The 22,837-nt window shown below is 72.4% G+C and carries 24 protein-coding genes; 8 read left to right on the top strand and 16 right to left on the bottom strand.

Annotated elements, in window-relative coordinates:
- Nucleotides 1-8: 8 nt before the first annotated feature.
- Nucleotides 9-1,622 carry an MDR family MFS transporter gene (locus ABZY31_RS03475; protein ID WP_356404332.1) on the bottom strand — a complete coding sequence of 538 codons (1,614 nt, stop codon included), beginning with the start codon at nt 1,620-1,622 and terminating at the stop codon, nt 9-11.
- Nucleotides 1,623-1,739: 117 nt separating this feature from the next.
- Here ABZY31_RS03475 and ABZY31_RS03470 point away from each other — a divergent pair, with 117 nt between their 5' ends.
- Nucleotides 1,740-2,318 (top strand): helix-turn-helix domain-containing protein, encoded by a 579-nt coding sequence (locus tag ABZY31_RS03470; protein ID WP_356404330.1) that lies wholly within the window; start codon nt 1,740-1,742, stop codon nt 2,316-2,318.
- 51 nt (nt 2,319-2,369) lie between these two features.
- On the opposite strand, the gene ABZY31_RS03465 is transcribed toward ABZY31_RS03470, so the two are convergent.
- From ABZY31_RS03465 to ABZY31_RS03400, 14 genes are all read right to left on the bottom strand, one after another.
- Nucleotides 2,370-3,131: an OmpA family protein gene (locus ABZY31_RS03465; RefSeq protein WP_356404328.1), complete on the bottom strand. Its 762-nt coding sequence runs from the start codon at nt 3,129-3,131 to the stop codon at nt 2,370-2,372.
- A gap of 4 nt (nt 3,132-3,135) precedes the next feature.
- Complete coding sequence (locus tag ABZY31_RS03460) at nt 3,136-3,726, bottom strand: hypothetical protein (RefSeq protein ID WP_356404326.1); 591 nt, start codon at nt 3,724-3,726, stop codon at nt 3,136-3,138.
- A 30-nt stretch (nt 3,727-3,756) separates the two neighbouring features.
- On the bottom strand, nt 3,757-4,377 hold the full coding sequence (locus ABZY31_RS03455; protein WP_356404324.1) for a pilus assembly protein TadG-related protein: 621 nt from the start codon (nt 4,375-4,377) through the stop codon (nt 3,757-3,759).
- 5 nt (nt 4,378-4,382) lie between these two features.
- Nucleotides 4,383-4,586 carry a hypothetical protein gene (locus ABZY31_RS03450; protein ID WP_356404430.1) on the bottom strand — a complete coding sequence of 68 codons (204 nt, stop codon included), beginning with the start codon at nt 4,584-4,586 and terminating at the stop codon, nt 4,383-4,385.
- A gap of 122 nt (nt 4,587-4,708) precedes the next feature.
- Nucleotides 4,709-5,407, bottom strand: a complete 699-nt coding sequence (locus ABZY31_RS03445; protein ID WP_356404323.1) for a response regulator transcription factor — start codon at nt 5,405-5,407, stop codon at nt 4,709-4,711.
- Nucleotides 5,404-6,744, bottom strand: coding sequence for a histidine kinase (locus ABZY31_RS03440; RefSeq protein WP_356404321.1), 1,341 nt, complete (start codon nt 6,742-6,744; stop codon nt 5,404-5,406). The genes ABZY31_RS03445 and ABZY31_RS03440 overlap by 4 nt, the downstream gene beginning before the upstream one ends.
- A 5-nt stretch (nt 6,745-6,749) precedes the next feature.
- Nucleotides 6,750-7,640: a DUF5936 domain-containing protein gene (locus tag ABZY31_RS03435; RefSeq protein ID WP_356404428.1), complete on the bottom strand. Its 891-nt coding sequence runs from the start codon at nt 7,638-7,640 to the stop codon at nt 6,750-6,752.
- Nucleotides 7,641-7,704: 64 nt separating this feature from the next.
- The gene (locus ABZY31_RS03430) at nt 7,705-8,643 is read right to left on the bottom strand and encodes a type II secretion system F family protein (RefSeq protein ID WP_356404319.1); all 939 of its coding nucleotides are present in this window, start codon (nt 8,641-8,643) and stop codon (nt 7,705-7,707) included.
- On the bottom strand, nt 8,640-10,067 hold the full coding sequence (locus tag ABZY31_RS03425; RefSeq protein WP_356404318.1) for a CpaF family protein: 1,428 nt from the start codon (nt 10,065-10,067) through the stop codon (nt 8,640-8,642). Before ABZY31_RS03425 ends, ABZY31_RS03430 begins: the two co-directional genes overlap by 4 nt.
- Nucleotides 10,064-10,405, bottom strand: coding sequence for a TadE/TadG family type IV pilus assembly protein (locus ABZY31_RS03420; RefSeq protein WP_356404316.1), 342 nt, complete (start codon nt 10,403-10,405; stop codon nt 10,064-10,066). Before ABZY31_RS03420 ends, ABZY31_RS03425 begins: the two co-directional genes overlap by 4 nt.
- A gap of 50 nt (nt 10,406-10,455) precedes the next feature.
- On the bottom strand, nt 10,456-10,842 hold the full coding sequence (locus tag ABZY31_RS03415; protein ID WP_356404314.1) for a TadE/TadG family type IV pilus assembly protein: 387 nt from the start codon (nt 10,840-10,842) through the stop codon (nt 10,456-10,458).
- Nucleotides 10,843-10,845: 3 nt separating this feature from the next.
- Nucleotides 10,846-12,147 (bottom strand): AAA family ATPase, encoded by a 1,302-nt coding sequence (locus ABZY31_RS03410; protein WP_356404312.1) that lies wholly within the window; start codon nt 12,145-12,147, stop codon nt 10,846-10,848.
- 7 nt (nt 12,148-12,154) lie between these two features.
- On the bottom strand, nt 12,155-12,856 hold the full coding sequence (cpaB, locus tag ABZY31_RS03405) for a Flp pilus assembly protein CpaB (protein WP_356404311.1): 702 nt from the start codon (nt 12,854-12,856) through the stop codon (nt 12,155-12,157).
- Nucleotides 12,857-12,892: 36 nt separating this feature from the next.
- Nucleotides 12,893-13,807, bottom strand: coding sequence for a hypothetical protein (locus ABZY31_RS03400; RefSeq protein WP_356404309.1), 915 nt, complete (start codon nt 13,805-13,807; stop codon nt 12,893-12,895).
- Nucleotides 13,808-14,166: 359 nt separating this feature from the next.
- Here ABZY31_RS03400 and ABZY31_RS03395 point away from each other — a divergent pair, with 359 nt between their 5' ends.
- Entirely contained in the window at nt 14,167-15,867 is a 1,701-nt protein-coding gene (locus ABZY31_RS03395) for a glycoside hydrolase family 18 protein (RefSeq protein WP_356404307.1), read from the top strand.
- Between the two features lie 127 nt (nt 15,868-15,994).
- Nucleotides 15,995-17,335 (top strand): M14 family metallopeptidase, encoded by a 1,341-nt coding sequence (locus tag ABZY31_RS03390; RefSeq protein WP_356404305.1) that lies wholly within the window; start codon nt 15,995-15,997, stop codon nt 17,333-17,335.
- A gap of 85 nt (nt 17,336-17,420) precedes the next feature.
- Here ABZY31_RS03390 and ABZY31_RS03385 read toward each other — a convergent pair whose 3' ends face one another.
- A complete protein-coding gene (locus tag ABZY31_RS03385; protein ID WP_356404303.1) occupies nt 17,421-18,188 on the bottom strand; it encodes an IclR family transcriptional regulator in 768 nt (255 codons plus the stop codon).
- A gap of 348 nt (nt 18,189-18,536) precedes the next feature.
- On the opposite strand from ABZY31_RS03385, the gene ABZY31_RS03380 reads away from it, so the two are divergent.
- From ABZY31_RS03380 to ABZY31_RS03360, 5 genes are all read left to right on the top strand, one after another.
- Nucleotides 18,537-19,901: an alanine racemase gene (locus tag ABZY31_RS03380; protein WP_356404301.1), complete on the top strand. Its 1,365-nt coding sequence runs from the start codon at nt 18,537-18,539 to the stop codon at nt 19,899-19,901.
- Nucleotides 19,902-19,995: 94 nt separating this feature from the next.
- Entirely contained in the window at nt 19,996-21,006 is a 1,011-nt protein-coding gene (locus ABZY31_RS03375; RefSeq protein ID WP_356404299.1) for a YdcF family protein, read from the top strand.
- Between the two features lie 112 nt (nt 21,007-21,118).
- Nucleotides 21,119-21,304: a hypothetical protein gene (locus tag ABZY31_RS03370; RefSeq protein ID WP_356404297.1), complete on the top strand. Its 186-nt coding sequence runs from the start codon at nt 21,119-21,121 to the stop codon at nt 21,302-21,304.
- Nucleotides 21,305-21,439: 135 nt separating this feature from the next.
- The gene (locus ABZY31_RS03365; RefSeq protein WP_356404295.1) at nt 21,440-21,892 is read left to right on the top strand and encodes a nitroreductase family deazaflavin-dependent oxidoreductase; all 453 of its coding nucleotides are present in this window, start codon (nt 21,440-21,442) and stop codon (nt 21,890-21,892) included.
- A 128-nt stretch (nt 21,893-22,020) separates the two neighbouring features.
- Nucleotides 22,021-22,641, top strand: coding sequence for a dihydrofolate reductase family protein (locus ABZY31_RS03360; RefSeq protein ID WP_356404293.1), 621 nt, complete (start codon nt 22,021-22,023; stop codon nt 22,639-22,641).
- Nucleotides 22,642-22,837 lie beyond the last annotated feature (196 nt).

Here is a 22,837-nt window from a genome sequence, read left to right as displayed (position 1 = left end):
TGCGGGTGTCAGTGGGCCAGGGAGGCCTGCGCGGCCGCGGCCGCGGCGCCCTGGTCCGCGTCGCCGTCCTTGGAGCCGCCCGTCGCGGGGCCGGCGCCGCGCAGCGGCACCTCCTTGACGAACCAGGCCGCGACGAAGCCGATCAGCGCGATGGCCGCGCCGAGCAGGAACGCGGAGTGCGTACCGGCGGCCACCGCGTGCTGGTACGCCTCGCGGACCACCGGCTGGAGCTGCGCCAGGTGCGCCGCGTCGAGCTGCGCGGAACCGGACTTCGCGGCGGCGGCGGGGCCGAGCCGGTCGGTCATGGTCTGCGTGACCTGGCTGGTGAAGAGCGAGCCCATCAGGGCCACGCCGAAGGAGCCGCCGAGCGTCCGGAAGAGGGTCGCCGAGGAGGACGCGACGCCCATGTCCTTCATCTCGACGCTGTTCTGCGCCACGAGCATGGTGATCTGCATCAGGAAGCCGAGGCCGGCGCCGAGGACCGCCATGTAGACGCCGGAGACCAGGCGGCTGGTGCCGGTGTCCATCTGCGAGAGCAGGAACAGCCCGACGACCATCAGGGCACCGCCCGCGATCGGGAACATCTTGTACTTGCCGCTGCTGGTGGTGATGCGGCCCGCGATGAGCGAGACGACCATCATGGACAGCAGCATGGGCAGCAGCAGCAGGCCCGAGTTGGTGGCCGAGGCGCCCTGCACGGACTGCTGGAAGAGCGGCAGGTAGAGCACGCCGCCGAACATCGCGAAGCCGGTCAGGAAGCCGATCACCGACATGAGGGTGAAGTTGCGGTTGCGGAAGATGTGCAGCGGCATGACCGGCTCGGCGGCGCGGGTCTCGACGTAGAGGAAGGCGGCGATGGAGACGACGCCGACGGCGATCAGGCCGATGATCTCGGCGGAGCCCCAGCCGTACTCGGTGCCGCCCCAGGTGGTGACCAGCACGGTGGAGGTGATCGCGAGGGTGAGCAGCGCCGCGCCCAGGTAGTCGATCTTGCCCTGCGTCTTCTTCTTGGGCAGGTGCAGGACGGCGGTGACCATCGCGAGGGCGATCACGCCCAGCGGCAGGTTGATGTAGAAGGACCAGCGCCAGCCCCAGTGGTCGGTGATGGTGCCGCCGATCAGCGGACCGCCGATCATGGCCAGGGCCATCACGCCGGCCATCATGCCCTGGTACTTGCCGCGCTCGCGGGGCGGGATGAGGTCACCGATGATGGCCATGACGCCGACCATCAGACCGCCGGCGCCGAGGCCCTGGATCGCGCGGAAGCCGATCAGCTCGCCCATGTTCTGGGCCATGCCGCTGAGCACGGAGCCGATCAGGAAGATCACGATGGACGTGAGGAACGAGCCCTTGCGTCCGTACATGTCGCCGATCTTGCCCCAGATGGGGGTCGAGGCGGCGGTGGCGAGGGTGTAGGCAGTGACCACCCAGGAGAGGTGCTCCAGCCCGCCCAGCTCGCCGACGATGGTCGGCATGGCCGTACCGATGATCATGTTGTCCAGCATCGCCAACAGCATGGCGATCATGAGCGCGAGCAGTACGACGCGCACACTGCGCGGCTTGGGCCCGTCCGGGGTCACCGCCGCCTCCGCTCCGGGCTCTGCCTGCGATGTCTTGCTCATGTCCGTCCCACTCCCCATGGTGCCCGGGCACTTACTTGCCGCCCGACTAGTTCACTACACTGGGGAAAGTAGACCCGTAACTAGCCGGGCGTCAAGTAAGTAATTGGAGCGTGCCCCATGTCCAGCAGCAGTCCGCAGCCGCGCCGTGGCAACACGCGCCAGCTCATCCAGGACGTCGCACTGGAGCTCTTCGCCGAGCAGGGGTACGAGAAGACGTCGCTGCGGGAGATCGCGGAGCGGCTCGAGGTCACGAAGGCGGCGCTGTACTACCACTTCAAGACCAAGGAGGAGATCCTGATCAGCATCTTCGAGGACACGACGCGCCCGATCGACGAGCTGATCGCCTGGGCCGGGGAGCAGCCCCGCACCCTGGCGACGAAGCAGGAGATGCTGCGCCGCTACAGCGAGGCGATGTGCTCGGGCGCGCAGCTGTACCGCTTCATGCAGGAGAACCAGGCGACGATGCGCGAGCTGAGCATCGGCGAGATCGTCAAGAAGCGGATGCTGACGATGGTCGAACTGCTGCGCACGGAGGACGCCCCGCTCCCGGACCAGGTGCGCTGCGTCAGCGCGATCTTCACCCTGCACGCGGGGATGATGTTCCTCCAGCACGTGGAGGCCGATCCGGAGGAGACACGGCTGGCCGCCCTGGAGGTCGCCACGGACCTGATCACGCGGGCGCACCAGCACCAGTAGGGGCGGGCGGGGCCGGGAGCCGGGGCGGGGTCCGGGTCCGGTCCCGGGCCGCTACTTGTCGCTGCCGCGGGGGAAGGTGATCTCCACGCGGCGGTTCTTCTTCCGGCCTTCTTCGGTGCCGTTGTCGGCGATCGGGTAGTCCTCGCTGTACCCGCGGATGTCGAAGACGACGGCCGGGTTGGTGACCGTCTTGGCCAGCTCGGCGTGCACGGCGTCGGCGCGCTGCTTGGAGAGCTCCTGGCCGTGCTCGTAGCTGCCCTGGTCGTCGGTGAAGCCGAAGACGCGGACGCGGGTGGCCTTCTGCTGGTTGATCTCGTTCGCGATGGCCAGGATGCGGGCCGCGGCCTGGGCGTTGAAGACGGCGCTGTTCTCGGGGAAGAGCACCTCCGACTGGAGCGCCATCATGACGTTCTGGTTGGTCTCCTGACGCCGCTGCTCCCCGCCGAGGTCTTCCACCACCTCGGCGATGTCGAGCACCTTGGCGGGCGCGAGGGTGCCGCCCTGCGGAATCTTGAGCCCGGGCGAGTTGGAGTCGATGGGCACGGGCGCGGCACTGGACGCCTCTGTGCCGGGGGGCACGGTGCCGGTGGGGCTCGCGCCGGGCGGGGTGGTGCCGGATGGGGCGGTGCCGGGCGGGGTGGTGCCGCTGGGCGCGGTGCCGGGGGGTGCGGTGGTCCCGGGCGGGGGGCTCGGCCTGTCGTCGGCGTGGGCGCTCGTCGCGCCGAGGAGGTGCGCCCCGGCGATGATCACCACCGTCAGGGTGGTGGCGGCGGCCGCGCGGTGGCCTGTGCGTGTGCGTGCGTGTGTGGTCATGGGGTCACCCGGAGATTTTGATGGTGGCCGTGGCGAAGGTGGGGAGGTTGAAGTCGACCTCCGTGGTGTTGGCGGGGGGTGCGGGGAACTGGGCGAAGAACGGGATCGTCGCGCCCTGTTCGATCCGCGTGATGCCGGTCGTGCACAGGCAACGACTCTCGGTGTCCCTGAGCACGTAGTAGCGCTTCTTGCCGGCCTTGTCGACCAACGTGGCACCGGCGACGGAGGTGCCGCTGGCGTTCTTCTCGTCCCCACGCCAAGCCGTGACCTTGGTGAACACCTGAGCACCGTTGTTCTTGATCTGGCCGCTCACCGTGATGAATCCGCCCTGGTCGCGCACGGCCGAATTGACCGTCAGGACGATGCCGGGATCCCCGTTCGACGTGGCGAGCACCTCGGTCGGCTCGGCACTCGGAGTTGCGCTTGCGGTGGGCTTCTTCGAGGGTCCGCTTTGAGAGGAAGCGGTGGAGGGCTTCGCGTCGCCCTGCGGCTTCTTGTCGTCCTCGCCGCCGCATCCGGCCAGCGTGAGGGCCAAGACCGCCGCAACCGCGACAGTCGCTCCCCTGCGGACCTTCACCGTGTGCCGCATGCTCATCTACGCCGCTTTCCTGTCTCTCGTTGGCAGTCAGTGGACCAGGCGCACGTCGAAGAGGCTCCTCGCCAACGTGCGCCACGGGTCCGGTTTTGATGGGTCCAGGTGGATGACGTTCCCTCCCCTGCACCGGATGTCGACGGGATCCGACTTCGGCGGCGGGCTCCCGTCCGAGGGAGGTTCACCACCTGGGACCGGCTCGGAGCCCAGAGTGCACCGAGGCTCGATGCGCGCCGTCGCCTTGGCAGTTCCTCTTGTCCCGGAAATGCCCGGGACCACGGAACTCCCCACCCCGGCGTTCGTCGTCGCCTCGACCGTGAAGCTCGGAAGTGCCGATTCACAGCTGGCCGTCGCGCCGTTGCTCGCCGCGAAATCGGCGGCAGCCGCACAGGCCCCCGCCGCGTCGAAGAGGCGGCCGTCGAGCAGCCTTCCCCACTCCTCCGGCTTGAGCTTCGTTAAGTCCAGGCCTGGCACCAGATGATCCCGGGCATCCCCCGCGGCAGCCAGCGCCGCCGCGTCCGCGGCCTTCTGGGCACCGCTGCGGACCACGGCGGCCTGACTGATGGCGAAGAAGGCGAACGCGGCGAAGAGCAGACCCGCCACCGTCACGATGTAGATCGGGAAGGCCTGCCCTCGGTCGCCGGAAGCATGCACGACCGTCAGCCGCCACCCGCCGTGATGGCCGCGACCGCAGCCGCGATGCGGTCCGTGATCGCCGTCCCGATGCCCGACCCGACGATCGCGCCGATGATCACTACGACTACCAGGATGATGCCCAGGTACTCGAAGGCCGTCTGTCCCCGGTCCCCCTCGTTCCTGTCCGTCATCCGAAGCCTCGCCTCGATCCACACTTTGAGCAGCATGCTGTTCGGCATGGGCGTTCCCTCCCGGTCCGGTGCCGCTGTCGATTTGCGGACCGTACGGCGTGGGGGTGGGGGAGCCCAAGGGTCCCGGGGCCCAATTACGGGCCCAATGCGCTCGGCGTCTACCCATGGCCGGTCACTCCTGGACGGGCGGTTCCCAGCCAGCGAGCTATGGCTTCGCTGCGGGTGGTGCTGTGGAGCTTCGCGAAGATGCGGTTGATGTGGTTCTTGACGGTCTTCTCGCTGATGAAGCAGGTGGCGGCGATCTGCTGGTTGCTCATCCCGGATGCGATCAGGTCCATGACCTCCACCTCCCTCGAACTCAGGCCGTGCGTGCTGTGGTTGTGGGGCTGTATCGAAGACTGTGCCACAGTTCGTTGCTGTTGCGAAGACCCCCGGAGGTCCGCGAGCAGGATGCTCGACGGGGTCGAAGTGAAGTTCGCCCGCCCGCCGTGGGCGTCGCGGATCGCCGAGGTCAGCTGGTCCGGGGTGAATTCGCCGTGGACCAGGTAGCCCGCCGCTCCCAGCAGGAGCGATTCGCGGATGACGTCGGACTCCCGGCTGTACGTCAGCATCAGCACCGGCGCCAGCCGGACCAGGTGGGGAAGGGCGGAGATGCCGTCCACGCCCGGCATCCGGACGTCCAGCAGGACCACGTCCGGGCGGTGGAGGCGGGTGAGGTGCAGGGCGCCGCGGCCGTCGGCCGCTTCCGCCACCACGTGGAGGTCCTCGTGCGTGGCCAGCAGCGCGGCCAGGCCCGCCCGGACGACCGCGTTGTCGTCCGCGATCAGGACCCGCAGGGGGGTCGCGGGGGGTGTCATCCCGGGCCCTCCCCCGACACCTCGGCCGCAGCCGACGCCGCGCCCGCGCCCGCCACCGGCCGGGCCCCCGCCCCCGCCCAAGCCCCCGGCACCGCCAGCGTCACCCGGACCTCCGTGCCCGCCGGGGCGGCGCGGGCGATGACGAGGTCCGCGCCGATCGCCGCCGCGCGTTCCCGCATGCCCAGCAGGCCGAAGTGGCCGGCCGAGCGCAGTGCCGCCGGGGTCGTGTCCGCGGCGGGGCCGCGGCCGTCGTCCCGGACCGCGAGCGTGAGCAGGCCCCCGGTGACGGACGCGGTCAGCGTGGTCCGGGTCGCCCCCGCGTGGCGGCGGCTGTTCTCCAGGGCCTCCGCGGTGATGGCCAGCAGGTGACGGCGTACCCGCGCGGGGCAGTCCGGCAGCAGGTCCGGCGCCACGGCCACGGACACCGCCTCGAACTCCGCCGCGCAGGCGGCCAGTTCCCTGCCCAACGGCACTCCGGGCGCGGTGTCCGCCGCGCGCAGGTCGCACAGCAGCTCGCGGGATTCCGCCGCCGCGCGCCGGGCGGCGTGGGCGATCAGGGCGGCCTGGCCGCGGACCGCCTCCGGGTCGGTGGTCCGGCCCAGGGCGTCCGCCGCCAGGGCCAAGCCGTGCAGGGTCTTGGCCACCGAGTCGTGCATCTCCCGTGCCAGCCGGGCGCGTTCGTCGCGGACCGCCTCCGCCACCGCCAGCCGGGCCCGGGTCTCGGTCAGGGCGCGCCCCGCCTCGCCGACGCGCAGCAGCAGGCCGCGCAGGCCGGATCCGGCCGCGCCCGCCAGCAGGCACAGGGTGGCCAGGGCCGAGGCGGCGGGCAGGTGGTGGGCCAGTGCGGCCACGGCCACCGCCTGGAAGGCCGCGTACAGGGCCGAGCCGCGCCACCCGTGCACCAGCCCGGCGAGCAGCGGGGTGCACACCGCGACGAAGCCGACCGGGGATTCGGGCCCGGCGGTGATCAGCAGCAGCGCGCTGACGGTCATGTCCACCGCGAGCAGCCAGGGGTGGCGCAGCAGCAGCGGACCGAAGCGCTCCCAGTCGCGGAACAGGCCGTACGAGAACATGAACACGCTCAGCAGCGCCCCCGAGACCAGCCACAGCGGCAGCCCGGGCGCGGTGCGGGCGAGCGCGAGCGGGGCGCCGAGGGCGATCATCACCAGCCGGAAGGCGAAGACCTGGCGGCACAGGGCCTGGAGCGCGTTCACCTGGAGGGGGAGCGGGACGGGCGGGGGCGGGCCGCCCCCGGGCCCGCGGGCGGCCCCGTAACGCCCGCGCGCGCCCGCCGCGCCGGACCGCGGCGGCGGCCCCGTGAACGACAGTGCGGCCATGGCCCTCACCCGCCCCCCAGGATCGCGCCGAAGTCGACGTTCGCCCCGTAGACGAAGCCGCAGACCAGCAGGATCAGCGTGCCGGGCAGCATGAACATCGTGACGGCGAAGGTCGCCTTGGGCACCGCGCGGGCGGCCCGGCGGCGGGCGTTCTGGGCGTCGGTACGGCGCATGTCCTCGGCGATCGCGATCAACGTGTCGACGATCGGCGAGCCGAGTTCCTCGCCCTGCTGGAGCGCGGTGACGAACTGCGCGACCTGTTCCGAGTCGTTGCGCCGGCGCAGTTCGTCGAAGGCCTGGCGGCGGCTGACGCCCATGTTCATCTGCTGGAGGGTGATGCGCACCTCGTCGGCCCACGGGCCCTCGTACTTGTCCGCGACGCGTTCCAGCGCCTGCCGGAAGCCGAGTCCGGCGCTGACCACGACGGCGAGGACGTCGAGGAAGTCGGGCAGGATCCGTTCGATGTGGTCGCGCCGGACCCGGATCGCCGACCACAGGCCGACCTCGATCCAGAACAGCCCGAACGCGACCATCAGCAGCGCGGCGACCAGCTGGCCGTTGATCAGCATCGCGAAGGCGCCGAGGGCGCCGAGGGCCCCGTACACCGCGCGGCGCGCCGCGTAGCGGTCGATGGTCAGGCCGGCCGGGTTGCCCGCCATGTCGATCTGGCGGCGCTTGCGGGCCACCCGCTCCCGGCCCATCAGGCGCAGCACCAGCGGCGCCCAGCGGATGCCCAGCCGGTCGACGAGGGAGCCGACGGCGGTGGTGCGGGAGGCGCCGACCTCCAGGGCGAGGGCCAGGTCGGTGGGGAGCGCGGTGTCGGCGCGGTAGAGCCGCAGGCCGTGGAAGGCGCCGAAGACGCACAGGCCGACGACCAAGGCCAGTACGGGCCCGATCCACCCGGTGGCCGCCACCGCGGCGGACAGCGTGACACTCGTGGGGGAAGTCATCCGGCGGCCCTCACACGTCGATCTTGGACAGGCGGCGGATGAGGACGAAGCCCAGGGCGAAGAGGCCGAGCGCGACGAGCACCGCGCTCTGCCCGATGAACGCGCCGGTCATGCGGTCCAGCGCGCCCGGCATCATCGCGTCCACCAGCAGCAGCGACGCCAGGCCGATCGCGGGCACCAGGTAGGCGGTCACCGTGACCTGCGAGAGCTGGGTGCGGATCTCGCGCCGCGTCTCCTTGCGCTGCTCCAGGGTCACCGTCAGGTTGCGCAGGCTGCCGACGATGGCGCCGCCCGCCCGCGCGGACAGCACCAGCGTGGACACCAGGACGATCAGCTCGCGCGAGGGCAGCCGTTCGGCGATCTCCCCCAGGGCCTCCTCGATGGAGTGCCCGACGGCCAGCCGGTCCGCGACCCGGGAGAGTTCCTCGCCCGCGGGCGCCTCCAGCTCTTCGGCGGCGAGGCCGATGGCGGTGCGCAGGGCCAGGCCCGCCTGGGTGGCGTTGGCCAGGATCCGGGCCAGCTCGGGGAGTTGGTTGATGAAGCGCTCGGTGCGCCGGGCACGCTGCCAGTTCAGGAAGGCGTTGGCCGCCCAGAGGCCGGTCAGGCCGGCCACGGGGCCGAAGAAGGGGGCGAGGAAGGCGGCGGAGAGCAGCCAGACGCCCGCGACGCCGGCCAGGACGGCGACGAAGAACTCGCCGGGGGTCAGGTCGAGCCCGGTCGTGGCGAGCTTCCGCTCGATGCGGCGGCCGAGCGAGGTCGTGCGCAGCCTGCGGTCGACGGCGCGGAAGCGGCGCCGGCGCCCGGTGGGCGGGGGTTCGCCGCTCGCCGAGAGCCGTTCGACGAGGGCCGCGCGCTGGGCGCGTCCGGCGGCGTACGCGTGCGCGCCGAGGACGACCAGCAGGCCGGCCAGCAGGGTGGCTCCGAGGGTCAGGAGCACGAGAGTGTTCACAGGATCGTCCGGGGGTCGAGCGGATCGAGCGGATCGTGCGGGTACGTCAACTCGTGCGGTGCGGGGCGCGCTTGGGACGGGTGGGACACACGCGCCCCGTACGGCGCCGGGCCGCCGGCGCTCTCCGCCACACCGAAGGCCTGCGGCACCGGCTGGTTGTTCATGTACAGCCGGTCCGCGACCCGGCGGGGCAGCGGGCGGTACTCGAAGTACCCGAGGACGCGGCCGTCCGGCCCCGGCGGCTGGGCGGCGTACCGGCACACCGTGGTGATCCGGAAGGGTTCGCGGCCGTGCGAGTCGAGGACGGAGATCTCGGTGATCCGGCGGGAGCCGTCGGCGAAGCGGGTCAGCTGGACGATGATGTTGACGGCGCTGTTGATCTGGTCCTGGAGCGCCTCGAAGGGGATCTCGACCTCCGACATGGACGCGAGGGTCTGGAGGCGCATCAGGGCGTCCTCGGAGCTGTTCGCGTGGACGGTGGCGAGGGAGCCGTCGTGGCCGGTGGACATGGCCTGGAGCATGTCGAGGGTCTCGCCGCCGCGGACCTCGCCGACGATGATGCGGTCGGGGCGCATGCGCAGGGAGTTGCGGACGAGGTCGCGGATGGTGATGCGGCCCTTGCCCTCGACGTTCGCCGGGCGCGATTCGAGGCGGATCACGTGCGGCTGCTGGAGCTGGAGTTCGGCGGAGTCCTCGATGGTGATGATCCGTTCGCCCTCGGGGATCAGCCCGGAGAGGGCATTGAGGAGCGTGGTCTTGCCGGTGCCGGTGGCCCCGGAGACGATCACGTTCATCTTCGCCTGGACCAGCCCCGACAGCAGGAGCAGCATCTGCTCGTCGAGCGAACCGAGGCCGATCATCTCGTGCAGGGTGAAGGCGCGCGGGAAGCGGCGGATGGTGAGCGTGGCGCCGGTCAGGGAGAGCGGCGGGATGATGACGTTGACGCGCTCTCCGCTCGGCAGCCGGGCGTCGACCATCGGATTCGCCTCGTCCACGCGGCGGTTGACGGTGGAGACGATCCGCTCGATGGTCTGCATCAGCTGCTCGTGGGAGGCGAAGCGCAGCGGGAGCCGCTCGACCCGGCCGCCGCGCTCCACGAAGATCTGGTCGGGTCCGTTGACCATGATTTCCGAGATCGAGGGGTCTTCGAGGAGCGGTTCGAGCACGCCGAGTCCGAGGGCCTCGTCGACGACCCGGCGGATCAGCTGGGCGCGCTCGACGGTGGACAGGACGGGTCCCTCGCGGCTGATGATGTGCCCGAGCACGCGCTCCAGGCGCGCCCGGCGCTCGGCGGGCGCGAGCGCGGACATCTCGGCGAGGTCGATCTCCTCCAGCAGTTTGGCGCGGTACGCGGAGACCAGGCGGCCGTCCTCGCGGGGACCGCGGCTGTCGTCGGGGGTGCCGACCCGGGATCGCAGGCTCATGGTGCGGTCACCTTCGGGTCGTCGTTGGGCATGACCGCGGTGCGGGTGGCGTCGGGGACGTCGAGCCCGGGCACGATGGAGTTCACGGAGATCGTCACCGTCACCGTCACCGCGTCGGCGTTCTTGGAGACCGTGATGGCCGCCCGGGAGGCGAGGCCACCGCTGATGGCCGCCCGGCCCGCCGCCTCGCCGCCCCCGCCGGTACGGGCCTCCACGCGGGCGGCCGTCCGGGCGGCGGTGTCGGCCTGCTCGTGGACGTAGCCGATCCAGCCCAGCTGGATGCCGCAGAGCCCGACGAACAGCACGATGGGCACGAACCCGATGTATTCGAGGGCCACTTGGCCACGGTCGGCGCGGCCCCTGATCCGGTACCCCTTCATCGCCCTCCTCACCTCGCGCTCTCCCTGGCCGAGCCGCCCTCGCCGACGAGGGGGACGTCGATGTTCAGCCCCGGGATGAGCACCGGGAGCTTGAGGGTGACGGTCGCCTTGTAGATGTCGCCGGAGGTCCCGCAGTCGGCCTTCATCCCCCAGGCGCCGCCGATGTGCCGGCCGGCCGCGGCCGCGCACGCGCCGTCGCCGCGGGCCGCGCCCGCGCGGGCCGCCTCGTCCGCCGCGTTGCCCGCGAGCGAGAAGGCGTAGCCGATCAGCACGCACTCCCACACCGCGACCACCAGCAGCAGGATCAGCGGGACCGTCCCCAGGAACTCGATGGCCACCTGCCCCCGGTCGCCCCGCTCGAACCGTCCGCCCGGCCCGCGCCCCCCGGCGCGCACGCCTCAGCCCTCCCCGCCCCGGCGCCGCCACGGTCCGAGCGCGCCCCGGTCGCCGCCGCGGAGCCGGGTCATTGCGCCGCCCCCGCGCACCGCGAGGGCGCCGCCGGGGGCGGCCGCGGGCTCCTCGGCGTCGGCGGCGGTCAGCAGGCCCAGTTCCCCGGCCAGGGTCCACAGGGCCTGCTTGACGGTGGAGCGGTTGTCGAGGTCCTGGACGCGGCCCGCGTCGACGACGGCCTGGAGTTCCTTGAAGGCCGCGGGGACCGGGGTACGGGTGGGCCTGGTCTTGGTGATCTTCTGGATGAGCGGGGGCTGGATCTCGGTGTGCCGGGTCCAGCGGTTGACGACCAGGGAGGTCTCCTCCGCCTTGCGGATCTGGAGCCGTTCCCACATCCGCACCATCCGCTTGGCGCCGCGTACGGCGACCACGTCCGGGGTGGTGACCAGGACCGCCACGTCCGCGCCCTCCACCGCGGTGGCGCTCGCTCCGGTCAGCTGGCTGCCGCAGTCGATGACGACGAGGTCGTAGCGGCCGCGCAGGGCGCCGACGATCTGGCGCGTGGCCCGTTCGTCGACCTCCTCGCCGCGCTCGCCCTCGCCGGGGGCCAGCAGCAGGGCGAGGCCGGAGCGGTCGTCGTACACGGCGTCCTGGAGCACCCGCGGCGAGATGTCCTGGATCCCGGCGAGGTCGGCGATCGAGCGCCGGAACTGCACGTCCAGGTACGAGCCCACGTCACCCGCCTGGAGGTCCATGTCGACCAGCGCGGTGCGCCGCCCGGAGGCGGCCGCGGCCAGCGCGAACTGGACGGCGGTGAAGGTGGTGCCCACCCCGCCCTTGGCTCCGGTGACCGTGACCACCCGGCCGCCGGGGCCGGGCAGCACGTCCGGTCCGCGGCCCAGGTGGCGGCGTACGCCCACGGACCACTGGGCGGCGGCCTGGACCCGGGCGGCGAGTTCCTCGTAGGCCAGCGGCAGCCCGATCAGTCCGCGCGCACCGGAGTCCATGGCGGCGGAGAAGAGGCCGGGGCCCGCGCCGGAGCTGACCAGGATGACGCCGACCGCGGGGAAGCGCAGGGCCACTTCGCGGATCAGTTCCAGGGCGGGGACGGGGCCGATCCGTTCGTGGACGAGCACCACCTCGGGCAGTTCGTCCAGGGACTCGGCGGCCAGCCGGGCGAGGGTGTCCAGGAGCGAGGTGGAGTCGGGCACGGGAGCGGCCGGCTCGGCCTCGGGGAGCTGGCTGAGCAGGGTGATGATGGAGCGGGCGGCGTCCGGGTCGCTGACCGCGGGGAGGATTCGGGTGGTCATCCGGGCCTCACTTGTCCCCGTCGAGGGTGTACGTGCGGTCGCTCGGGGCGGGCACCGATTCGGTGCCGGGGGCCACGAGGGCCAGGCGGACGTGCGCCGCGAAGGACTCGGCGTAGGCGACGCGCTGGGTGTCCTTGGTGTTCAGGGCGAAGGTGATCGGGACGACCTCGGCCGGTCCGGTGCGGTTGCCGTCCTTGTCGAGGGAGGTCAGTTTGCCGACGTTGATGACGCGGGCACTGGCGACGATGATCACCGAGCGGGCGGGGTCGGCTTCCTTGGCGCCTTTGAAGGTGGCGATGATGTTGACCTTGGCGCCGGAGTAGATCTTTCCGGCCACTCCCGTCGCCGCGTCGATCATGATGGCGATCTCCTGCTCCCCGGGCTGGAGCTGCGGCTTGTCGACCACCATGTCGCTCTGGAGCAGCGAGCCCTTGCGCAGGGTGGTGAGCGCGATCTTGTCCCGGACCGCGCCCAGGTCGGTGACGGCGGTGGTGGAGAGCCAGCGCCTGGGCACCTTGATCTCCTCGAACTGGCCCGCGTTCAACGGGCTGTAGGGCGCTATGTCGCCCTTGGCCCGGTACGCCACCACCTCGGGGCCGACCTTCGAGTTGACGTCGCCGATCACCATCAGCACCCCGGCGATGGCGCCGAGGGCGCACAGGACCGACAGGAGCAGCAGGATGACGCCGCGGCGCTGGCGTGAGTTCATGGCCGGGACTACCTCGTCGTTCGTCGTTCGGGCCGGTCAGGATCTGGGACGGGACGCGGGGCCGTTCCCGGAGCGGGCTCCGGGGACGGCGGCGGGTGGGGCGACGAGCGGGGCGGCGCAGAATCCGCAGCGGTCGCCGATGAGTTCGGCCCCGCACCAGCGGCACTGCTCGCGGCGGACGGAGGCGACCAGCTGGTAGAGCATGGCGATGTCGGGGATGGCCGCGGCGAACTCGACGAGCTTGCCGGTGGCCCACCAGGCGGGCGAGTCGGCGGGCAGCGGGTTCTCCAGCACCCCCTGCACCTGCCAGGCCGGGGCGAGTTCGGCGGTGACCCAGTCGGAGGCGAGCTGGCCCCGGGCGAAGAGGAGGTGGGTGGCGAAGCCGGGTCCGGGCGGCAGGGCGGCCGCTCCCGCGCCGTGCGCCCCGCCGCCCCCGCCGGAGGAGCCGAGTCTGACCAGGTGCGGTTCGGGGTGGGCGAGTACGGCGAACTGGGCTCCGGGGCTCCAGGACTTGGCGTGCGCCTTGAGGCCGACGGGGATCCGGTCGAGCTTGGCCACGCTCCCCAGCAGGGCGCCCGCGTAGATGTAGTGGGAGAGCAGCCGGGCCGCGGAGGCGATGACCCCCGGGCTGAAGTCGCACACGCTGAGCTGGCGCAGCTGACGCACCAGCAGGGCCGCGCCGAGCGGCGGGAGATCGGTGCCGACGAGCGCGATCCGGTCGCTTTCCAGGATGGCCCGTACGGTGTGCAGCCGGCGGACGGTGGTGACCGGCAGCCAGGACGGTACGACGGCCACCACGTGCCCGTGCCGCTCCAGCAGGGCCGCGGTCTCGGCGAGCGAGCCCTCCAGGTCCAGCTGCGCCGGCGGGCGTAAGACGGCCGCGGCGGGGGTGTGCCGGTCGGGGGCGGGCAGCATCAGATCGGCACTGGTGACAGCGATGGCGGTCGGCATCCGAGTCCCCCTGTTCACCCCGTACGCCCCGGGCGTCGCCGCGGCCCTCGCGTCCGCCCCCGTGCCGCGCGACCGCACGTGACGACGCGCTTCCCCCTTGCCCGAGCACCATATCCGCGTCCTCCCCGGCGGGGCAGGGCCTTGCCGATTCCCGTGCCACGGGCACGTGTCACAGGTGGCCAAAAACCCGGACAACAAGGAACCCGCGGCGCATCAATTCCAGCCAGATCGCGCAGACCCTTGACACCGGGATTGGTCTGGACCAACTTGGCTGCGGGACGCCCCACGTGTCCCGCACCCGCCAACTCCCCACCGTTTTCCCCTTCCCCGCCATCCCACTCCCCCCACCGGAGTCGTCCGTGAACCGGATCCGCACGCTCGCCCTGCTGGGCGCCACCACCCTCACCGCCGCCGGCCTGACCGCCCTGGCCACCGGCACCGCACAGGCCGCCGACGTCAATGTCGCCCGCAACGGAGGCTTCGAGTCCGGTCTCTCCGGCTGGAGCTGTACCGGCTCCACCGGCGCGGCCGTCGCCTCCCCCGTCTTCGCCGGCTCCGGCGCCCTCAAGGCGACCCCGGCGGGCCAGGACAACGCGCAGTGCAGCCAGAGCGTCACGGTCAAGCCGAACTCGACCTACACCCTGAGCACCCAGGTCCAGGGCTCCTACGTCTACCTCGGCGCGACCGGCACCGGCACCCAGGACGTCTCCACCTGGACGCCCGGCTCGGGCTCCGGCTGGCAGAAGCTCTCCACCACCTTCAGCACCGGCCCGAACACCACCCAGGTGACCGTCTGGACGCACGGCTGGTACGGCCAGCCGGCCTACTACGCCGACGACTTCAGCGTCTTCGGGCCCGACGGGGGCGGCGGCACCGACCCCGGCCCCTCGGTCCCCGGCGCCCCGGCCGGGCTCGCGGTTTCCGGCCAGAGCCAGAACGCGCTCACCCTTTCGTGGGGCGCGGTGAGCGGCGCGAGCGGCTACCACGTCTACCAGGACGGCGTCCGGGTCAAGACGGTCACCGGAGCCACCTCCGCCCAGCTCCAGAACCTGGCCGCGTCCACGACGTACTCGCTCCAGGTGAGCGCGTACAACCAGGCGGGCGAGGGCCCGCGCTCGGCGCCCGTCAGCGCCACCACCACCGGCGGCGGGGGCGACCCTAACCCGAACCCGTCCGTGCCCAAGCACGCGCTGACCGGCTACTGGCAGAACTTCAACAACGGCGCGACCGTCCAGAAGCTCTCCGACGTGCAGGCGCAGTACGACATCATCGCGGTCTCCTTCGCCGACGCGACCTCCACGCCCGGCGCCATCGCCTTCAACCTCGACTCGGCCGGGCTCGGCGGTTACACGGTCGCCCAGTTCAAGGCGGACGTCGCGGCGAAGAAGGCGGCCGGGAAGTCGGTCGTCCTCTCGATCGGCGGCGAGAAGGGCACCATCTCGGTCAACGACTCCGCCTCGGCGAACAACCTGGCGAACTCGGCCTACGCCCTGATGCAGGAGTACGGCTTCAGCGGGATCGACATCGACCTGGAGAACGGCCTCAACCCGACCTACATGACGCAGGCGCTGCACGCCCTGGCCCAGAAGGCCGGCTCGTCCTTCGTCCTGACCATGGCCCCGCAGACCATCGACATGCAGTCGACGCAGGGCGCCTACTTCAAGACGGCGCTGGCGGTCAAGGACATCCTCACCGTCGTCAACATGCAGTACTACAACAGCGGCTCGATGAACGGCTGCGACGGCAAGGTCTACTCCCAGGGCACGGTGGACTTCCTCACCGCGCTGGCCTGCATCCAGCTGGAGGGCGGCCTCGCCCCCTCGCAGGTGGGCCTGGGCGTCCCGGCCTCGCCGAGCGGCGCGGGCAGCGGCTACGTCTCGCCGACCGTCGTGAACAACGCGCTGGACTGCCTGGCCAAGGGCACGAACTGCGGTTCCTTCAAGCCGTCCAGGACCTACCCGGGCCTGCGCGGCGCGATGACCTGGTCGACGAACTGGGACGCCAAAGCGGGTAGCGCTTGGTCCAACGCGGTGGGTCCGCACGTCCACGCCCTGCCGTAGCGGGTACGTGTGGGGGTGGCCGAATCCCGGCACGTGACCGGTTTCCGACTCTTGACCGGGACATGCCACGGGCGGACGCTGCATGCGTCCGCACGGCTACCCCCACACTCCCCACCCAGGAGAACGCATGCGGCTCCACGCCCGCCGAAGGGCCGCCGTCACGGCGGCCCTGCTCGCGCTCGCGCTCGGTGCACCCGCCTACGGCATGAGCGCGGCCACGGCCTCGCCCCCGCCCACGCCGTCCACCCAGACCCAGGACGAGGCGATCGTCCAGTACCGCATCCACGGCCCGTCCTCCGCCGTCGACCGGACGGCGCTGCTCGCGACCGGCGTCTCGATCGACGAGGTCGACGACCACACCGTCGTGGTCAGCGCCGACACCATGCAGGCCAAGACCCTGCGCGCCCGCGGCTACGAACTGACCGCGCTGGCCGGCCCGCCGGACCGCTCGATGCCCGGCATCGCCGCCCTCCCCTTCGACTTCCCCTCGGCCGACTCGAAGTACCACAACTACGCCGAGGCGAACGCCGAGATCGACCAGGACATCGCGGCCTATCCCGGCATCATGAGCAAGCAGGTGATCGGGAAGTCCTACCAGGGCCGCGACATCGTCGCCATCAAGATCAGCGACAACGTCGCGACCGACGAGAACGAGCCCGAGGTGCTCTTCACCGCGCACCAGCACGCGCGCGAGCACCTCACCGTCGAGATGGCCCTGTACCTGCTCAAGGAGTTCGGCTCCAAGTACGGCAGCGACTCCCGGATCACCAACATGGTCAACGGCCGCGAGATCTGGGTGGTTCCCGACCTCAACCCCGACGGCGGCGAGTACGACATCGCCTCCGGCTCCTACCGGTCCTGGCGCAAGAACCGGCAGCCCAACTCCGGTTCCTCCTACGTCGGCACCGACCTGAACCGCAACTGGAACTACAAGTGGGGCTGCTGCGGCGGTTCCAGCAGCAGCAAGAGCTCCGAGACCTACCGCGGCGCCGCGGCCGAGTCGGCCCCCGAGGTCAAGGTCGTCGCGGACTTCGCCCGCAGCCGGGTCATCGGCGGCAAGCAGCAGATCAAGGCGTCCATCGACTTCCACACCTACAGCCAGCTGGTCCTGTGGCCCTACGGCTGGACCTACAACGACACCGCCCCCGGCCTGACGGCGGACGACCTCGCGGTCTACAAGAAGATCGGCACCAGCATGGCCGCGAGCAACGGCTACACCCCCGAGCAGTCGAGCGACCTGTACATCACGGACGGCACGATCGACGACTACCTGTGGGGCGCGCAGAAGATCTTCACCTACACCTTCGAGATGTACCCCGGCGAGTCCGGCAGCGGCGGCGGGTTCTACCCGCCCGACGAGGTCATCGACCGCGAGACCGCGCGCAACAAGGACGCGGTGCTCCAGCTCCTGGAGAACGCCGACTGCATGTACCGCTCGATCGGCAAGGCGGCGCAGTACTGCCCGTAGGCGTAACGATCACGGCCCACGCACTTGCGCGTCCACGCGTCCGCACGGGGCGCCCCTCCGCCACGGGAGGGGCGCCCCGCCCGCGTCAGCGCTCCTCGTCGACCGGCGGGGACCCGGAACCCGCGTACTCCCGGCCGATGACCTCGGCGCTGCGCCGCACCAGCGGCAGCAGGTCGAGCAGTTCCTCGGCGGAGACGACCACATTGGTAGCGGACACCGACATCGCGGCCACGACCCGCCCGTCGGCCCCGCGCACGGGCGCGCCCACGCAGTTGATCGAATCCTCGTGCCCGCCGAGATCGGCGGCCCACCCCTGGTCCCGTACGAGCGCCAGCTCGCGCAGGAAGGCATCGGCGTCCGGCACCGACCGGGCCGTGTAGCGGGGGTACTCGATGCGCGCGGCCAGCGCGCGGCGCTCCGCCTCCGGCAGGTCGGCGAGCAGCACCTTGGAGACGGCGGCGACGGTCAGCGGGACGGGCTTGCCGATGCGCGAGTACATGCGGACGGGGTAGCGGCTGTCGACCTTGTCGATGTAGACGACCTCGTCGTCCTGGTGGACGGCCAGGTGCACCGTGTGCCCGGTCCGGGCGCCGAGTTCGGCGAGGTGGGGGTGGGCGATCTCGCGCACGTCCAGGTTCTCGACGGCCTCGGCGGCGAGCGCGAAGAGGTGCGCGCCGAGCCGGTAGCGCCCGTCGGGCTGCCGGTAGACGAGCCCGTGCGCGTGCAGGGTGCGCAGCAGGCGCAGCGCGGTGCTCTTGTGCACGTCCAGCTCCCGCGCGACCTCCCCGAGGTCCGCCGCCCCCCGCGCGAGCAACGGCAGAATGCCGAGCGCCCGGTCGACCGACTGGCTCATACGGCGTCCTTTCGTCCAGCACATCCAGCCCCGCCGGCCGGCGCCAGGCACCCCTGCGGAACCACATCCAGCCCCGCCGGCCGGCGCCAGGCACCCCTGCGGAACCACATCCAGCCCCGCCGGCCGCGCGCCAGGCATCCCAGCGAAGCCAAATCCAGCCCCGCCGGCGTTTGAGGCGCCCCCGGAGGGAACGGGCAAGGCCCGCACCCGCACACCACACCACACCCGGACCACCGGCCCGGCCCCGGCCCGGACGGGCCACGTTGACCCGCCGTCACCGCGGATGTTAGACAGCGGGAGCCACCACCCGCAACGACCGTTGCCGCTCACGCAACGCGAGGAGGCACCATGCCCCACGCCCCCGCAGCCGCCGCCAGGCCCACCGCCGACGCCGTCACCCGCCTCGCCGACGAACCGGTCGACCACCGCTTCAAGGGCCTCCCCCCGGACGCCGAAGCAGCCGGCCTCACCGTGGGCCAGCTGGCCGCCCAGCGCCGCGACCTGCACACCGGCGGGTTCACCACCCCCGTCCTGACGCTGGACGCCGACGCCCTCGCGCACAACCTCGCCCTCCTCGGCCACTACGCCGCCCGCCACGGCCTCTCCTTCGCCCCGCACGGCAAGACGTGCATGTCCCCGCAGCTCTTCGAGCGCCAGCTGGCCCACGGCGCCTGGGGCATCACCGCCGCGATGCCGCACCAGGCCCGCGTCTACCGCGCCTTCGGCATCCAGCGGATCTTCCTGGCCAACCAGCTCGTCGACCCGGCCGCCCTGCGCTGGGTCGCCGCCGAGCTGGCCGCCGACCCGGAGTTCCAGTTCGTCTGCTACGTCGACTCCCTGCGCGGCGTCGAGCTGATGGACCAGGCCCTGACCGAAGCGGCAGCCGGTGCGGGGGCGGCCCCGGACCCGGGCGCGCAGCCGGTCGGCACCCGCCCGGTCGACGTCGTCATCGAACTCGGCGCGGGCGAGGGGGCCCGTACCGGCGCCCGGACCGAGGAGGAGTGCCACGCGCTGGCGGCGGCGGTCGCCCGAACCGCCACCCTGCGCCTGGTCGGCGTCGCGGGCTACGAGGCCGAGGTCCCCGGCGCCGACGCCGCGAAGGTCACCGCCTGGCTGCGGCGGCTGAGCGCCCTGACCGTCGCGCTGGACGCGGAGGGCCGGTTCGGCGCCCTCGCCCCCGGCGAGGAGATCGTGCTGAGCGCGGGCGGGAGCGCCTGGTTCGACAGCGTCGCCGAGGTCTTCGCCGAGCTGCCGCCGCTGTCGGCGCCCGTCCTCAAGCTGCTGCGCTCCGGCGCCTACGTCTCCCACGACCACGACTGGTACGGCAAGCTGACCCCCTTCAACCGGGTGCCCGAGGAGGGCCGGCTGCTGCCCGCCTTCCGGCTGTGGGCCCAGGTCGTCTCCCGGCCCTCCCCCACGCAGGCCTTCCTGAACGCGGGCAAGCGGGACGTGGCGTACGACCTCGGGCTGCCGGTGCCCGAGCGGGTGCGCGGCGCCCGCGACGGGGTGGAGCGCCCGGCCGACGGCGTGCGCCTGGTGAAGCTCTCCGACCAGCACGCCTGGCTGGAGAGCGACGCCGCCGCGGACCTGGAGGTCGGCGACCTGGTGGGGCTCGCCATGTCCCACCCGTGCACGATCTTCGAGAAGTGGCAGCTGATCCCGGTCGTGGAGGCGGACGGCACGGTCGGCGAGTTCGTCCGGACCTTCTTCTGAGCCGCGCACGCCCTGAGCCGCGCACGCCCGCGGACCGCCCGCTCCCGCCACCGCCCCGGCCACCCCGGCCACCCCCGCCGCCTACGATGACCGCATGCTCGTCTTCGCTCCGGCCGTCCTGCTGTTCGCACTCTTCTGGATCAGCGTGCGGGAGGACCGCAGGCGCTTTCGCAACGCGGTCTACCTGGGCCTGACCTGCATCAGCGTCTCCGTGGCGCTGCTGGCGCAGATCAGGCACCTGCCGGCCGGGACCGCCGAGGTGGTGGCCGTGGCGGTGCTCGCGCTCCCGGCACTCGGGGTGGTCGCGCTGGCGTTCTTCCTGATCGCCAACGGGGTGACGATGGCGCGCAAGGAGGGCCGCGCGCTGGGCAACCTGCTGTCGCTGCTGGCCGGGCTGGCGATCGTGGCGCTGCTCGTGCTGACCGGGCTGGCCCTCTCCGTCGGCTCGACCGGCTTCACCGGGCCGGTGGTCACGGTCGTCCTGGTCGCGCTCTACGTCTCCTTCCTCTTCCTCTGCTTCCTCGGCTACGCCTTCCTGTACGGCCGGATCAGGGTGCGCGGCGACGTCGACTTCGTGGTGATGCTGGGCTCGGGCCTGGTCGGCGGGGACCAGGTGCCGCCGCTGCTGGCCTCCCGGCTGCGCAAGGGCCTGCGGATCTACGAGGCCCAGCGGGCCCGCGGCGGCGCGGCGCCCGTCCTGCTGACCTCCGGCGGCAAGGGTTCGGACGAGCAGGTCGCCGAGGCCCGGGCGATGGCGGACTGGCTGATCGCGCGGGGCGCGGTAGCCGAGCACGTACGGCTGGAGGACCGGTCCCGGACAACGGAGGAGAACCTCCGGTTCAGCGAGCGGATCATGGCCGAGGCCGTGCCGGGGTACCGGTGCGTGGTGGTCACGAACAACTTCCACGCCTTCCGGGCCGCGATGATGGCGCGCAAGGCGCGGGTCAACGGGCAGGTGCTGGGCTCGCCGACGGCCGCGTACTTCTGGCCGAGCGCGACGATCCGCGAGTTCGCGGCGGTGTTCATGGAGCACAAGGTGGTCAACCTGGCCCTCTGCGGAGCCCTGGTCGTGGGCGGCGCGCTGCTGACGCTGGCCTCGGTGTAGGACGCCAGGGGTCCGGCCGCGGCGGGGCGGCGCCGGGCCGCGGCGGGGCCGACATGCGTTCAAGGCCGGACCGCCGGAGGATGGGGCCAGGGAACACTGGAGGAGGTACGCGATGGACAGCGAAGCGGACCAGCAGCCCGAACGGCCGGCCCACCTCTACACCGGCGGGGAACGGCCGTACGACCCCGAGGACCTCGTGATGGCGCGCGGGCAGGAGCCGACTCCGGAGCGGCTCCGCAAGGCGCGCGAGCTGATGGACAAGGAGGGGCCGGAGGTCATCGAGCGCTACCTCCCGTAGCTCCGACGGCCCCGGGGCCGCGGCCCCGGGGCCTTCCGACTGCCCGGCGCGGCACCGCCGGGCCGCCCGCCGTGACGCGACCCGGCGGCCCCTCGTTAGCCGCGCACACCGCCGCCGTACGAAGGGCAGGACCCCATGCAGCAGACGGACGTCGACTGGGACCATCCGGCGGACCCCCCGGGCGAGCGGGAGCGGGCGCACGTACGCGCGTACGCCGCCACCGGCGGCGCCGACGGGCACCTCTGGCACGGCGTCCCCACCCTGCTGCTCACCACCCTCGGCCGCGTCACCGGCCGCCCGGTCCGCACCCCGCTGATCTACGCCGAGGACGAGGACCGCCTGATCGTCGCCGCGACGGCGTCGGGCTCCCCGGACCGGCCGGACCACCCGCACTGGTACAAGAACGTCGAAGCCGACCCCGAAGTCCGCGTCCAGCGGGGCCCGGCCCCCTTCCAGGCCAAGGCCCGCCCCGCCACCCGCGCGGAACGCGAGGCCTACTGGCCGGCCCTGACGGCCCTGTGGCCCCCCTTCGAGGACGACGAGCCCCGCACCGGCCGCGAGGTCCCCCTGGTGATCATCCAGCGCTGACCCTTCGCCAGGGCCCCCGCCCGGGCCCCCGCGCCCGCGCTTCGCGCGCGCATGAGACGGTGGAGCCCGTCTCCGGCCCCCCGGCAGTGCGGCGGGCGGGCCGTCCACCGATCCGGGGAGGACCCCTCATGAGCGGCAGCGATGTCAGCGACGCCGGCAACGGCGACGGCGATCCCACCAGCTACCGCATCGACCCCGCCGAGCGGTCCCCGCGGGTGCCGCGCGGCGGCCGGCCGTTCCGGACCGCCGTGACCATCGGGGTGAGCCTCGACGGGTTCATCGCCCGCCCCGACGGCGACATCGAATGGCTCACGATGCGGGGCGCGCAGGCCGGGGACACGGGCTACGAGGAGTTCATGGCCGGGATCGACACCCTGGCGCTCGGCCGCAACACCTACGAGAAGGTGCTGACCTTCGGCTTCTGGCCGTACGGGGACAAGCGCGTCGCCGTCCTCAGCACCGGGCTGATCACGGACGATCCGCGCGTCACGGTCTACCGCTCGCTGGCGGAGCTGCTGGCCGGGCTGGCCGAGCAGGGCGCGCGCAAGGTGTACGTGGACGGCGGCAAGATGATCCAGACCTTCCTGCGCGAGGGCCTCCTGGACGAGCTGGTCATCACCACGGCCCCGGTCCTGATCGGCGAGGGCCTGCCCCTCTTCGGCGCGCTCGACCGGGACGTCGACCTCCAGCTCACCGCCGCGAAGGTGCTGGACGCCGGGTTCATGCAGACGACGTACGCCGTGCTGTAGCGGAGCGGCCGCACCGGCGTGACGAGCGCAACACCCGTTTCTTCGGAGTCCGGTGTCCCCCACCGATTCCACAGGCGGGAGCACGGGCGCGCCCCCGTTTCCAAGGGCGGGGAGCGCCCGTACCCGCCGATCCCGCGAACCGGGGCAATTCGCCCCTCACCCGACGGGCGCAATCCCCCGGCGCCGCGGCGCCCGG

The organism is Streptomyces sp. NPDC006529, assembly GCF_040611795.1.
GTDB lineage: Bacteria > Actinomycetota > Actinomycetes > Streptomycetales > Streptomycetaceae > Streptomyces.
The sequence above is the reverse complement of the archived record's forward strand: the minus strand, read 5'-3'. Positions and strand labels throughout refer to the sequence as shown.

What these genes read in the sequence shown, in the direction of transcription:
- ABZY31_RS03370 (WP_356404297.1), top strand. Translation starts at nt 21,119, where the DNA reads ATGGACAGCGAAGCGGACCAGCAGCCCGAACGGCCGGCCCACCTCTAC.
- ABZY31_RS03385 (WP_356404303.1), bottom strand. Translation starts at nt 18,188, where the DNA reads ATGAGCCAGTCGGTCGACCGGGCGCTCGGCATTCTGCCGTTGCTCGCG.
- ABZY31_RS03375 (WP_356404299.1), top strand. Translation starts at nt 19,996, where the DNA reads ATGCTCGTCTTCGCTCCGGCCGTCCTGCTGTTCGCACTCTTCTGGATC.
- ABZY31_RS03360 (WP_356404293.1), top strand. Translation starts at nt 22,021, where the DNA reads ATGAGCGGCAGCGATGTCAGCGACGCCGGCAACGGCGACGGCGATCCC.
- ABZY31_RS03460 (WP_356404326.1), bottom strand. Translation starts at nt 3,726, where the DNA reads ATGAGCATGCGGCACACGGTGAAGGTCCGCAGGGGAGCGACTGTCGCG.
- ABZY31_RS03400 (WP_356404309.1), bottom strand. Translation starts at nt 13,807, where the DNA reads ATGCCGACCGCCATCGCTGTCACCAGTGCCGATCTGATGCTGCCCGCC.
- ABZY31_RS03425 (WP_356404318.1), bottom strand. Translation starts at nt 10,067, where the DNA reads ATGAGCCTGCGATCCCGGGTCGGCACCCCCGACGACAGCCGCGGTCCC.
- ABZY31_RS03470 (WP_356404330.1), top strand. Translation starts at nt 1,740, where the DNA reads ATGTCCAGCAGCAGTCCGCAGCCGCGCCGTGGCAACACGCGCCAGCTC.
- ABZY31_RS03450 (WP_356404430.1), bottom strand. Translation starts at nt 4,586, where the DNA reads ATGCTGCTCAAAGTGTGGATCGAGGCGAGGCTTCGGATGACGGACAGG.
- cpaB (WP_356404311.1), bottom strand. Translation starts at nt 12,856, where the DNA reads ATGAACTCACGCCAGCGCCGCGGCGTCATCCTGCTGCTCCTGTCGGTC.
- ABZY31_RS03475 (WP_356404332.1), bottom strand. Translation starts at nt 1,622, where the DNA reads ATGAGCAAGACATCGCAGGCAGAGCCCGGAGCGGAGGCGGCGGTGACC.
- ABZY31_RS03445 (WP_356404323.1), bottom strand. Translation starts at nt 5,407, where the DNA reads ATGACACCCCCCGCGACCCCCCTGCGGGTCCTGATCGCGGACGACAAC.
- ABZY31_RS03365 (WP_356404295.1), top strand. Translation starts at nt 21,440, where the DNA reads ATGCAGCAGACGGACGTCGACTGGGACCATCCGGCGGACCCCCCGGGC.
- ABZY31_RS03390 (WP_356404305.1), top strand. Translation starts at nt 15,995, where the DNA reads ATGCGGCTCCACGCCCGCCGAAGGGCCGCCGTCACGGCGGCCCTGCTC.
- ABZY31_RS03380 (WP_356404301.1), top strand. Translation starts at nt 18,537, where the DNA reads ATGCCCCACGCCCCCGCAGCCGCCGCCAGGCCCACCGCCGACGCCGTC.
- ABZY31_RS03440 (WP_356404321.1), bottom strand. Translation starts at nt 6,744, where the DNA reads ATGGCCGCACTGTCGTTCACGGGGCCGCCGCCGCGGTCCGGCGCGGCG.
- ABZY31_RS03465 (WP_356404328.1), bottom strand. Translation starts at nt 3,131, where the DNA reads ATGACCACACACGCACGCACACGCACAGGCCACCGCGCGGCCGCCGCC.
- ABZY31_RS03410 (WP_356404312.1), bottom strand. Translation starts at nt 12,147, where the DNA reads ATGACCACCCGAATCCTCCCCGCGGTCAGCGACCCGGACGCCGCCCGC.